Source organism: Streptomyces naganishii JCM 4654, assembly GCF_014650575.1.
GTDB lineage: Bacteria > Actinomycetota > Actinomycetes > Streptomycetales > Streptomycetaceae > Streptomyces > Streptomyces naganishii.
Genome location: NZ_BMVF01000037.1, coordinates 1 through 13,691, shown reverse-complemented (window position 1 = coordinate 13,691; position 13,691 = coordinate 1). Strand labels below are relative to the sequence as shown.

General features: G+C 75.6%; 1 protein-coding gene. It reads right to left on the bottom strand.

The genetic code is table 11. The features are described 5' to 3' along the window. Positions 1 to 25: 25 nt before the first annotated feature. On the bottom strand, positions 26 to 13,691 hold a 13,666-nt coding region (locus IE217_RS34035), incomplete at its 5' end, for an SDR family NAD(P)-dependent oxidoreductase (RefSeq protein ID WP_308432805.1).

Genomic DNA, 13,691 nt, shown 5'->3' with positions numbered 1-13,691 from the left:
GGTCTCGGCCGAGAGGCCCCGCGGGTCAGGAGAGGCCGAGTTCACCGTCGAGGAGGTCGAAGATCTCGTCCGCGGTCGCCGAGTCGATGTCGTCGCTCGCGCTGCTCTCGGGTGCACTGTGCTTCTCGTTCCACTTGGACAGCAGGTCTCGCAGGCGGGCGTCGATGCCGGGGAGTTCGACGTCGTCGGGGGCGACCGCGGTGAGGATCGCCTCGAGCCGGTCGAGTTCGGCGTGCACGCCCTGCGCGGCCGGGGCGGTGTTCTCGCCGAGCCGTTCGGCCAGCCGCTCGCCGAGGTGGCCGGCGAGGGCCGTGGGCGTCGGGTAGTCGAAGATCAGCGTGACGGGCAGGCGGACCCCGGCCGCCGTGCCGAGCCGGTTGCGCAGGTCGACCGCGGTGAGCGAGTCGAAGCCCAGGTCCAGGAAGCCGCGGGCGGCGTCCACCGCGTCGGGACCGCCGTGGCCGAGCACGGCGGCGACCTGGGCGCGTACGACGTCGAGCAGGGCGCGTTCGCGTTCGGCGCCGGACAGGCCCGCCAGGCGCTGTTCCAGCGAGGACGCGGACACGGCGGGGGCGCCGGCCGTGCCCTGGCCGGTGGCGGCGCGCGGCGCGGCGTGGGTGCGTACCAGTGCGCGCAGCAGCGGCGGCAGGGTGCCGGCGGCGGCTTGGGCGCGCAGGCCCGCGGCGTCGGTGCGCATCGGCACGAGCAGCGGTACGCCGAGCGTGCCGGCGGTGTCGAAGAGGGCCAGGCCCTCATCGACGGCCAGCGGCGCGACGCCGGCGCGGGCCATGCGGGTCAGGTCGGCGCCGGTCAGGCCGCCCGCCATGCCGTCCTCGGTGGCCCACACTCCCCAGGCCAGCGAGGTGGCGGGCAGACCGTGGGCGGCGCGGTGGTGGGCGAGGGCGTCGAGGAAGGTGTTGGCCGCCGCGTAGTTGCCCTGCCCGGCGGCGCCGAACAGTCCGGCCACGGAGGAGAAGAGCACGAACGCGGACAGGTCTAGGTCGCGGGTCAGCTGGTGCAGGTTCCAGGCCGCGTCGGCCTTCGGGCGCAGCACCCGGTCCAGGCGTTCCCCGGTCAGGGAGTCCAGGACGCCGTCGTCGAGCACGCCCGCGGTGTGGATCACCGCGGTCAGCGGGTGCTCGGCGGGGATCCGCGCCAGCAGCGCGGCCAGCGCCTCCCGGTCGGCCGCGTCGCAGGCAGCCCAGGTGACCTCGGCGCCCGACTCGGCCAGCTCGGCCGTGAGTTGGGCGGCGCCCTCGGTGGCGTCACCGCGCCGGCTCGCCAGCAGCAGGTGCCGTACGCCGTGTTCGGCCACCAGGTGCCGGGCGACCAGCCGGCCGAGGGTGCCGGCGCCGGTGACGAGGACGGTGCCGTCCGGGTCGGGCGCCGGGGCGGTCACCGGCCGCTCAGGGGTGTCCGTCGCGGAGGTGACACGGGTGAGCCGGCAGGCCAGCGCCTCGCCGGAGCGCAGGGCGAGCTGGGGTTCGCCGGAGGCCAGGGCGGCGGGGAGCGCGCGGCGGGAGGCCTCGGTGCCGTCGGTGTCGATCAGCGTGAACCGGCCGGGGTTCTCCGACTGCGCGGCCCGGACCAGGCCCCACACCGGGGCGTGTACGAGGTCGGTGACGTCGTCGGACGGGCGTGCGGCGATCGCACCAGTGGTGACGAACACCAGGTGCGCGGCGGCGAGGTGTTCGTCGGCGAGCCAGTCCTGCAACGTGCCCAGGGCGTTCCGGGCGGCGGCCCTGGCCGCGACGGCCGTGTCCACCGCGGCCGTGTCGCTGTCCACCGCGGCCGTGTCGCTCAACGGGACGAGCACCACATCCGGTACGGCGCCTTCGGTGACAGCCGACCCGGCCAGCACGGCCAGGTCCCGGTAGCGGACGAGGCCTTCGGCGGTGCCCACGGCGTCGGCCTCCCCGGCGTCGCCCAGCACCGCCCAGCGCTCGCCGACCGGGATGCCGGCACCGGCGACCGGCACGCGGGTCCAGTCCACCCGGAACAGCGACTCGTGGCCGCCGTCCCGCGACGCGCCGAGCCGGCCCGGAGCCACCGGACGCAGGATGAGCTCGTCCACGGCGGCGACCGGACGTCCTTCCGCGTCCGCGAGCCGCAGCGCGACACCGCCGGACGCGCCCGGAGTCAGCCGCACCCTGAGCGAGTCCGCGCCCGCCGCGTACAGCCGGACCCCGGTCCAGGCGAACGGCAGCCTCGGGCCCTTGGCGCCGGCGTCCGTGTCCTGGACGGGACCGGCCCCGAGTCCGGGTCCGCCCAGGCCGATGACGTGCAGGGCGGCGTCCAGCAGCGCCGGGTGCAGCCCGAAGGCGGCCGTGTCGGACAGGTGGCCGTCGGGCAGGCCGATCTCGGCGAAGAGTTCGTCGCCGCGTCGCCAGGCGGCCCGCAGCCCCTGGAAGGCGGGCCCGTATCCGAGCCCGGCCGCGGCGGCGGCTTCGTAGAAACCGTCCGTGCCGATCTCGGCGGCGCCCTCGGGCGGCCACACGGCCGGCTCGAAGGGCTCAGCGCCCGGGGCCTGCGGATCGGGTGCCCTGCCGAGCAGGCCGGCCGCATGGCGCTGCCAGGCGAGATCGTCCGCCGCGTCCTCGGGACGCGAGTGCAGGCTGAGGGCGCGCCGGCCCTCGTCGTCCGGCGGTCCGACCGACAGGCGCAGGTGCAGCCCGCCGCGTTCGGGAAGGACCAGCGGCGCTTCCAGGGTCAGTTCCTCGACGCCGTGGCAGCCGGTCTCCTGCGCTGCGCGCAGGGCGAGTTCGACGAAGGCGGTGCCGGGCAGCAGGACGTTGTCCATGACGGTGTGGTCGGCGAGCCACGGCTGGGTCTGCAGGGACAGCCGGCCGGTGAGGATCAGGCCGCCGGACTCGGGGAGTTCGACCGTCGCGCCGAGCAGCGGGTGGTCCGCGGCGTCGAGGCCGGCGGCCATCACGTCCTCGGCGGAGAAGCCGACGTCGAGCCAGTAGCGCCGGCGCTGGAAGGCGTACGTCGGCAGTTCGACGCGGCGCGCTCCGGTGCCCTCGAAGTACGCGGCCCAGTCGACTGCCGTGCCGCGCACGTGCAGTGCGGCGAGGGCCGAGGTGACCGAGGCGGCCTCGGACCGGCCGCCGCGCAGCAGGGGTACGAAGTCGGCCTGCGCGGTGACACTCTCCTCGGCGAGCGCGCAGAGCACCCCGTCGGGGCCGAGTTCGACGTACCGGGTGACGCCCTGCTCCTCCAGTGCCCGTACGCCGTCGTGGAAGCGGACGGTCTCGCGCACGTGCCGTACCCAGAAGTCCGGCAGCAGTACGTCGGCCTCGGTGAGCGGGGCGCCGGTCAGGCAGGAGACGACCGGGACGCGCGGCTCGTGGAAGGTGAGACCCTCGGCGACCTTGCGGAAGTCGGCCAGCATGGCGTCCATGTGCGAGGAGTGGAAGGCGTGACTGACCATCAGCCGACGTGTCTTGCGGCCCTGTTCCTCGAAGGACGCGGCGAGGCGGAGCACGGCGTCCTCGTCCCCGGAGAGGACGAGGGACCGGGGACCGTTGACCGCGGCCACGGAAACACCCTCGGGCAGGTCGAGTTCGTCCGGCGTGGCCTGCACCGCCACCATCGCGCCGCCGCCCGGCAGTTCACCCATCAGCCGGCCGCGCGCGGCGACCAGGGCGCAGGCGTCCGCCAGGGACATCACACCCGCGCAGTGCGCGGCGGCCAGTTCGCCCACCGAGTGGCCGCACAGCATGTCGGGGCGCAGGCCCCAGGCCTCGGCGAGCCGGAACAGCGCGACCTCGAGTGCGAAGAGCGCGGGCTGTGTGCAGTCCGTACGGTTCAGCAGGTCGCCGTCCGCCGCGAAGAGCACGTCCTTCAGGGGGGTTTCGAGGTGCTTGTCGAACTCGGCGCAGACCGCGTCCAGCGCCCGCGCGAACGCCGGGTGGGCTGCGTAGAGTTCGCGGCCCATTCCGGGGCGCTGGCTGCCCTGGCCGGTGAAGAGGAAGGCGGTCGTGCCGTCCACGGCGGTGCCCCGGGCGACCTCGTTCTTCGTCTCGCCGCCGCGGGCGAGGGCCTCCAGGCCGCGCAGTGCCGCAGCCCGGTCGTCCGCCATCAGCACCGCGCGGTCGTCGAGCGCGGCCCGCGTGGTCGCCAGGGAGAAGGCCAGGTCGGTGAGGCTCGCGTCGGGGTGTGCGAGCAGGTGGGAGCGGAGCCGGTGCGCCTGTGCCCGCAGGGCGTCGGAGCCACGCGCCGACAGCAGCAGCGGGACGGCCGCGGCCGGCTCGGACCCCAGCGGCCTCGAACCATCGGGCCCGGAGTCGACCGGCCCGGAGTCAACCGGCTCGGAGCCATGTGGCTCGGAGCCATCCGGCCCGGAGTCATGCGGCTCCGCACCAAGCGGCTCGGCGGAACCGGGCGCGGCCCCCTCCCCCGGTGCCTGTTCGAGGATCACGTGCGCGTTGGTCCCGCTGATGCCGAAGGACGAGACGCCCGCCCGGCGCGGTCCCGCCGGTGAGGCCGGCCACTCACGTGCCTCGGTGAGCAGGGAGACCGCGCCCGCGGACCAGTCCACGTGCGGCGAGGGCTCGTCCACGTGAAGGGTCTTCGGCAGCAGCCCGTTGCGCATCGCCAGGACCATCTTGATGACACCGGCGACACCGGAGGCGGCCTGCGTGTGGCCCAGGTTGGACTTCACGGAGCCGAGCCACAGCGGACGGTCGGCGGGCCGGCCGCGGCCGTAGGTGGCGAGCACGGCCTGCGCCTCGATCGGGTCGCCCAGCGTCGTACCGGTGCCGTGCGCCTCGACCGCGTCGACCTGCGCCGAGGAGACCTTCGCGTTGGCGAGGGCCTGGCGGATGACGCGCTGCTGCGAGGGCCCGTTGGGCGCGGTCAGGCCGTTGCTGGCGCCGTCCTGGTTGACCGCGCTGCCGGCGACGAGGGCCAGCACGCGGTGGCCGTTGCGGCGGGCGTCGGAGAGGCGCTCCAGGAGCAGGACGCCGGCGCCCTCGCCCCAGCCGGTGCCGTCGGCGGCGGCGGCGAACGACTTGCAGCGGCCGTCGGCGGCCAGGCCCCGCTGCCGGCTGAACTCGATGAAGGTGCCCGGGGTGAACATCACGGTGACACCGCCGGCCAGTGCCAGCGAGCACTCGCCGTTGCGCAGCGCCTGCGCGGCCAGGTGCAGGGCCACCAGGGACGAGGAGCACGCGGTGTCCACGGTGACGGCCGGGCCCTCCAGGCCGAAGGTGTACGCCACCCGGCCCGAGACCACGCTGCTGGAGCTGCCCGTGCCGAGGTAGCCCTCCACCTCGTCGGGGATGGCGTGCAGGCGGGCGCCGTAGTCGTGGTACATCACGCCGGCGAACACGCCGGTGCGGCTGCCGCGCAGGGACAGCGGGTCGATCCCGGCCCGCTCGAACGCCTCCCAGGAGGTCTCCAGGAGCAGCCGCTGCTGCGGGTCCATGGCGAGGGCCTCGCGCGGCGAGATCCCGAAGAACGCCGGGTCGAACTCGGCCGCGTCGTGCAGGAAGCCGCCCTCGCGGGCGTAGGAGGTGCCCTGGTGGTCGGGGTCGGGGTGGTAGAGGGCGTCCAGGTCCCAGCCGCGGTCGCCGGGGAACGCGGAGATGCCGTCGGTGCCCGCGGCCAGCATCCGCCACAGGTCCTCGGGGGTGCGCACACCGCCGGGGTAGCGGCAGCTCATCGCGACGATCGCCACGGGTTCGTCGTGGCCGGCCGCGGCCACCGGCGCGGGGACGACGGCGGCGGTGCCGGTGTCGTCGCCGGCCAGCTCGGTGCGCAGATGGCGGGCGAGGACGGTCGGATCGGGGTGGTCGAAAATGAGGGTGGCGGGCAGGCGCAGCCCGGTGGCGGCGGCCAGCCGGTTGCGCAGTTCGACGGCGGTGAGCGAGTCGAAGCCGAGTTCCTTGAACGCCCGGCCCGACTCCACGGCCTGCGGCCCGGCATGCCCCAGTACGGCCGCGACCTGGGCGCGCACCAGCCCGAGCAGGGTCCGCTCCTGCTCCTGGGCACCCAGCCCGGCGAGCCGCCGCATGAGCTCCGACTCGTCGCCGGCGGCCCCGGCCGCGGTCCCGGCGGCCCGGCGCACGGGGGTGCGGACCAGTCCGCGCAGCACCGGCGCGAGGGCGCCGGCGGCCGCCTGGGCGCGCAGCGCCGACGCGTCGACGCGCATCGGGACCAGCGCCGGTTCGCCGAGGGCGCGGGCCGCGTCGAACAGGGCCCGTCCCTCCTCGGCCGTCAGCGGCGGCAGACCCGCGCGGCGCATCCGCGCCACGTCGGCCTCGTCCAGGCCGCCCGCCATGCCGTCCGCGACCGCCCACAGGCCCCAGGCCAGCGAGGTGGCGGGCAGGCCCTGGGCCGCGCGGTGCTGGGCGAGCGCGTCGAGGAAGGCGTTGGCGGCGGCGTAGTTGCCCTGCCCCGGGCCGCCGAACACACCGGACGACGACGAGAACAGCACGAACGCGGCGAGGTCCAGGTCGCGGGTCAGCTCGTGCAGGTGCAGTGCCGCGTACGCCTTCGGGCGCAGCACGCCCTCCAGCCGCTCCTCGGTCAGCGAGCCGATCACGCCGTCGTCGAGCACACCGGCGGTGTGGATGACGGCGGTGAGCGGGTGCTCCGCCGGTACGCCGTCCAGCACCTCCGCGAGCGCGTCCCGGTCGGCCACGTCACAGGCGGCCCAGGTGACCTCGGCGCCCGACTCGGCCAGCTCGGCGGAGAGTTGGGCGGCGCCCTCGGTGGCGTTCCCGCGCCGGCTGACCAACAGCAGGTGCCGTACGCCGTGTTCGGCCACCAGGTGCCGGGCGACCAGCTTGCCGAGCGCGCCCGAGCCGCCGGTGATCAGTACGGTGCCGTCCGGGTCGTACGGCCGTACCCGCGGCGACTGCGCGGGGGCGGCGACGGCCGCGCGGGCCAGCCGCAGGACCCGTACGGTCCCCTGGCGCACCGCCAGTTGGGGCTCGCCGCTGTCCAGCGCGGCCGGCAGGGCACGGCGTGAGGCTTCCTCGTCGTCCAGGTCGAGCAGGACGAAGCGGTCCGGGTTCTCGCTCTGCGCGGAGCGGATCAGGCCCCACAGCGCGGCGTGCGCCGGGTCGTCCACCGGCTCCCCGGTCCCGGCGGCCACCGCGCCCCGCGTGACGAAGACCAGCCGGGACCCGGCGAACCGCTCGTCCGCAAGCCACGTCCGGGCGGCCGCGAGGGCCTGCCGGGCGGCCCGGCGCACACCGTCCACGGTGGCCGTGGGGGACGCGGTGGGCGCGGTGGACGCGGTGGGTACGCCCGGTTCGCCCGCCGGCGGGCAGGTCAGGAGGACCACGTCCGGGACCGGCGCGCCGGACTCCACGGCCGCCGTCAGGGCAGCGAGGTCCGGGTACACGTCCGGGTGCGGAGCCGACGCCGCGTACCCCTCCGGGCCCAGCACCGCCCACCGGCGGCCGGACTCCGCGGCCGGTGCCGCCCCCGGCACGGACGCGGCCACGGGCAGCTCGGTCCACTCCTGGCGGAACAGCGCCTCGTGATACGCGCTACGGCCCTGCCGGAACCCCTCCTCGGCGACCGGGCGAAGGCCCAGCGCCTCCACGGCGGCGACGGGCGCGCCGGTGACGTCCGCGATCTCCAGCCGCACCGCCTCGGCGCCCGCCTCGACGAGCCGGACGCGCAGCGCGGTCGCGCCGGCCGCGTGCAGCGAAACCCCGGTCCACGCGAAGGGCATTCTGCCCCGGCCGTCGGAGGCGCCCAGCCCCTCGAGGCCGATGGCGTGCAGGGCGGCGTCGAGCAGCGCGGGGTGCAGCCCGAAACGGGAGGCCTCGGCCTCGGCGTCGCCGGCCAGGCTCACCTCGGCGAAGACCTCGCCGTCGCGCCGCCAGGCCCTGCGCAGCCCCTGGAAGGCGGGCCCGTAGTCGAAGCCGATGGCGCCGAGCTGTTCGTAACGGCCCTCGACGTCCACCTCCGTGGCGCCCTCGGGCGGCCAGACACCCAGCTCGAACCCGGCCGCCGGCCGGCCGCCCGAGGCCAGGACGCCACCGGCGTGCCGGATCCACGGCTCCTCGGCCGGCGCGTCCTCGGCCCGCGAGTACAGGGCGAGCGCGCGGCGCCCGGCGCTGTCTGCGGTGCCGACCGTCAGCCGCAGTCGCGTACCGCCCCGCTCGGGCAGCACCAGCGGTGCCTCAAGCGTCAGTTCCTCGAGGTAGTCGCAGCCGACGTGGTCGCCGGCGTGCAGTGCCAGCTCCACGAACGCCGTGCCCGGCAGCAGCACCGAACCGGCGATCGCGTGGTCGGCCAGCCACGGCTGGCTGTGCAGCGACAGCCGCCCCGTGAGCAACACACCGTCGGAATGCGGCAGTTCGGCCACCGCTCCCAGCAGCGGATGCCCGGTCTCCTCCAGCCCGACCGCGGCCGCGTCCCCGGCGAGGAAGGCGACCGACTTGGGCCAGTAGCGCTGGTGCTGGAAGGCGTAGGTGGGCAGGTCGACTCGGCGGGCGCCGGTGCCCGCGTAGTACGCCTGCCAGTCGACCGGGATGCCGCGGGTGTGGGCGTGGGCGAGGGCGGTGGCGAGGGCCTCGGGTTCGGGGCGGTCCTTGCGGAGGAGCGGAAGGAAGGCGGGGGTGCCGCTCTCAATGGACTCCTGCGCGAGGGCGGAGAGGGTGCCGTCCGGGCCGAGTTCGATGTACGTGGTGACGTTCTGCGCCTCAAGGGTGCGGATGCCGTCGTGGAAGCGGACGGCCTCGCGGACGTGGCGGACCCAGAAGTCGGGGGTGGTGATCTCCTCCGCGGAGGCGATGGCACCGGTGAGGTTGGAGACGATCGGTATGCGGGGGGCCTCGTAGGACAGGCCCTCGGCCACCTGCCGGAACGCGTCCAGCATGCCGTCCATGTGCGGGGAGTGGAAGGCGTGACTGACGGTGAGACGCTTGGTCTTCCGCCCCTGCTGTTCAAAAGTGGCGGCGACGTCCAGTACGGCGCTCTCGTCGCCCGCGATCACCACCGAAGCCGGGCCGTTGACCGCCGCGATGCTCACCGTGTCGGCGGTGAGGTGCGGGACGATCTCGTCCTCCGTGGCCTGGACGGCCACCATCGCCCCACCGTCACCCGGCAGTTCCTGCATCAGCCGACCACGCGCCGCCACCAGCGTGCACGCGTCCTCCAGCGACAGCACACCCGCACAGTGCGCCGCCGCGAGCTCGCCGATCGAATGCCCGGACACGAAGTCCGGCCGCACGCCCCACGATTCGAGGAGGCGGAACAGCGCCACCTCGACGGCGAACAGCGCGGGCTGGGTGTAAGCCGTTTGGTCGATCAGCCCAGCCCCGCCGTCGCCGCCATCGCCGTCGTCGTCGCCGGACAGCACATCCGACAGCGGTCGTTGGAGGTGCTGGTCCAGGTGGGCGCAGACGGCGTCGAACGCGTCCGCGAACGCCGGCTGGACCTCGTAGAGTTCCCGGGCCATGCCGAGCCGCTGGCTGCCCTGACCGGTGAAGAGGAAGGCCAGTTTGCCCGGGGCGGGGGCGTCTTCGACGAGCGTCGCGGCGGGGCGCCCCTGGGCCAGCGCGGCCAGCGCGTCGAGGAGGGTGTCCCGGTCGGGGGCGGTCAGTGCGGCCCGCCGCTCGAAGTGTGAGCGTGTGGTGGCGAGCGAGTACGCCGTGTCGGTGAGGTCGGGGCCGGGGTGGGCGCTGAGGTGGGCGTGCAGGCGTGCGGCCTGGTCGCGCAGGGCGCCGGTGGTCCTGGCGGAGAGCAGGAGGGGGGCCGCGGCCGGCGGTGCCGTACGGGTCGTGGCGGCGGCCGGGATCTCGGGTTCGGAGTCCGGGGCCTGCTCGACGATGGTGTGGGCGTTGGTGCCGCTGATGCCGAAGGAGGAGATGCCGGCGCGGCGGGGGCGGCCGGTCTCCGGCCAGTCCCGGGCCTCGGTGAGCAGCGAGACCGCTCCCTCCGACCAGTCGACGTGCGGGGTGGGCTCGTCCACGTGCAGCGTGGGCGGCAGTACGCCGTGGCGCATGGCCATGACCATCTTGATGACACCGGCGACGCCCGCGGCGGCCTGCGTGTGCCCGAGGTTGGACTTGATGGAGCCCAGCCACAGCGGCCGGTCCTCGGCGGGCCGCTCCTGGCCGTAGGTGGCGAGGAGGGCCTGGGCCTCGATCGGGTCGCCCAGCTTCGTACCCGTACCGTGCGCCTCCACCGCGTCCACATCCGCGGCCGACAGCCCGGCGGAGGCCAACGCCTGCCGGATCACGCGCTGTTGGGAGGGACCGTTGGGCGCCGTGAGGCCGTTGCTCGCGCCGTCCTGGTTGATGGCGGAGCCGCGGACGACGGCGAGGACGGGATGGCCGTTGCGGCGGGCGTCGGACAGCCGCTCCACGAGCAGCATGCCGACGCCCTCGCCCCAGCCGGTGCCGTCCGCGGACGCGGCGAACGCCTTGATCCGCCCGTCGGCGGCCAGCCCGCGCTGACGGCTGAAGTCGACGAAGGAGGCGGGTGTGGACATGACGGTGACACCGCCGGCCAGCGCCATCGTGCACTCCCCCGCGCGCAGCGCCTGGATGGCCCAGTGCAGGGCTACGAGGGAGGAGGAGCAGGCGGTGTCGACGGTGACGGCGGGGCCTTCGAGGCCGAGGGCGTAGGAGACGCGGCCGGACAGGACGCTCGCGGCGTTGCCGGTGCCCAGGAATCCCTCGGCGCCCTCGGGCGCGGCCAGCATGAGCGGGAGGTAGTCCTGCCCGTTGGTGCCGGCGAAGACGCCGACCCGCTCTCCGCGCAGGGTGGCCGGGTCGACGCCGGCGCGTTCGAGTGCCTCCCAGGAGGTTTCCAGGAGCAGCCGCTGCTGCGGGTCCATGGCGAGGGCCTCGCGGGGCGAGATGCCGAAGAAGGCCGGGTCGAAGTCGGCGGCCCCGGTGAGGAATCCGCCGTCGCGCACGTAGGTGGTGCCGTCGGTGCGGGCCTCGGGGTCGTAGAGGGCGTCGGTGTCCCAGCCGCGGTCGGTGGGAAAGCCGCTGATCGCGTCCCGGCCCGCGGCCAGCAGGTCCCACAGGTCCTCGGGGGTGCGCACGCCACCGGGGAAGCGGCAGCTCATCGCGACGATCGCGATCGGGTCGTCGTCCGCCGCGGAGACGGTGGGGCGTCCTGCGGCGAGGCCGTGCGCTCCGCCGAAGCCGGAGCCGAGGCCGGTGCCGGTGCCGTCGGCCGGCGTGCCGAGCAGGGTGGTGCGCAGGAAGCCGGCTAGGGCACGGGCGTTGGGGTGGTCGAAGACGAGGGTGGCGGGCAGCCGCAGTCCGGTGAGCCTGCCGAGGAGGTTGCGGATCTCGACGGCGGTGAGCGAGTCGAAGCCGAGGTCGCGGAAGGCGCGGCCGGGTTCGACGGCTTCGGGTCCCGGGTGGCCGAGCACGGCGGCGACCTGGGTGCGCACGAAGTCCAGGACGACCCGGTCGCGTTCGGCTTCCGGCGCGTCGGCGAGGGCGCGCTGGAGGGAGGAGGCGTCCGCGCCCGCGCCGGCCGGGTCGGCGGCGGCCGCGTTGTCCAGGGCGTGGCGTGCCTCGGGCAGGCCGGTGATGAAGGGGTTGGGCCGTACGGCGGTGAGCGAGGGCGCGAACCGGTCCCAGTCGATGTCGGCGACGAGCGAGTACGTCTCGTCGAGGGCGAGCGCCCTGTGCAGCGCGGTGAGCGCGAGCTCGGGGTCCATCGGCGGCATGCCGGCCTGCTGGAGCCGCTGGGCGACGACCCGGTCGGTGGCCATGCCGGCCTCGGCCCAGGCGCCCCAGGCGAGCACGGTGGCGGGCAGGCCGTGGGCCCTGCGGTGCTCGGCGAGCGCGTCGAGACCGGCGTTGGCGGCCGCGTAGTTGGCCTGGCCCGCGCCGCCGAAGGCGCCGGCCAGCGACGAGAACATGACGAACGCGTCCAGGTCGAGGCCGAGGTCGCGGGTCAGTTCGTGCAGTACGGTCGCGGCGGCCGACTTGGGGCGCAGCACGGTCGCGAGGCGCTCGGGGGTCTGGGCGTCGAGCACGCCGTCGTCCAGGACGCCCGCCGCGTGCACGACCGTGGTCAGCGGGTGCTCCGCGGGCACCTCGGCCAGCAGCCGTGCCATGGCGGCGCGGTCGGCGACATCGCAGGCGGCGATGGTCACCTCGGCGCCGAGCGCGGTGAGTTCGGCGCGCAGTTCGTCGGCGCCCGGCGCCTGCGCGCCCCGGCGGCCGACCAGGAGCAGGTGTGCGGCGCCGTTGCGGGCCAGCAGGCGGGCGACCCGGGCGCCGAGGGCGCCGGTGCCGCCGGTGATCAGGGCGGTGCCGGTGGGCGACCAGTCCTCGGCGGCGGGGCCGGCCGGATCGCTGTGCTCGGCGCGGGCCAGGCGGCGTACGAAGATGCCCTGCGGGCGCACCGCCAGCTGGTCCTCCGCGCCGAAGCCGCCGGGGTCGGCGGGGCTGCCGAGGCCGCCGAGGATGTCGGCGAGCCGGGCGAGCGCGCGGTCGCCGGGCGTGTGCGGGAGGTCGATCAGGCCGCCCCACCGCTCGGGGTGCTCCTGAGCGGCCGACCGCCCGAGACCCCAGACATGGGCCTGAGCGGGACCGGCGGGCCGGTCGGCGCGGCCCACGGCGACGGCCTCGCGGGTGAGGCACCACAGCGGGGCCTCGGTCTCCGTGTCACCGAGCGCCTGCACGAGCGCCGTGGTCGCCGCGAGACCGGCCGGGACCTCCTCGTACTGGGCGTGGGGCCGCTCGTCGAGGGCGAGGAGGGAGAGCACGCCGGTGAGGGTGGCGGGGGCAGTGCCGGGGACGGTGGCGCCGGGCGTGCCGGCGGTCCCGGGCGAGGACTGGTCGCCGTCCGGTGCGAGCGCGGCGCGCAGCCGTTCGGTGACCGCCGTACGGTCGTCGGCCGCCGCGTCGACCTCGCAGTGCCGTACGGTCACTCCGCTGTCGGACAGCATGCGCGCCGCGGCCGTCACCCACGGGTCGCCGGCGAGGGCGGCGGGCGTGACGAGCAGCCACGTGCCGGTCAGCGGCCGGTGCACGGTCTGCGTCAGGGGCTGCCAGGTCACCCGGTAGCGCCAGCCGTCGACGGTGGAGCGGTCCCGGCCGCGCCGGTGCCAGGCGGACAGGACGGGCAGGACCGCGCTGAGTGGCTGGTCCGCGTCGACGCCGAGCGCCTCGGTGAGCGCGGCGAGGTCCTCGCTGTCCACGACCTCCCAGAACCGGGCGGCCACCGCGTCGAGCGCCTCGGCGGTGACCGCCTCCGGCTGGGTGAACGGGTCGCGCGGCCAGTAGGCGCGGCGCTGGAAGGCGTACGTGGGCAGGTCGACGCGGCGGGCGCCGGTGCCGGAGAAGTAGGCCTGCCAGTCGAGGGCGGCGCCGTGGGCGTGCAGGCGGGCGACGGCGGTCGTGAGCGCCTGCGCCTCGGGGCGGCCCTTGCGCAGCGCGGGTACGAACTCGGCGTCGGAGCGGGTGACGCAGTCCTGCGCCATCGCCGACAGCACACCGCCCGGCCCGAGTTCGAGGTACGTGGTGACGCCACTCGCCTCCAGCCGGCGCACACCGTCGAGGAAACGTACGGCCTCGCGGACGTGCCGCACCCAGTACCCGGGGTCCGTGATCTCGTCGGCGGTGACCAGCTCACCGGTGAGGTTGGAGACGACGGGGATGACCGGCGGGTGGTACGTCACCCGGCCCGCGACTTCCCGGAACGCCTCCAGCATGGCGTCCATGTGCGGGGAGTGGAACGCGTGACTG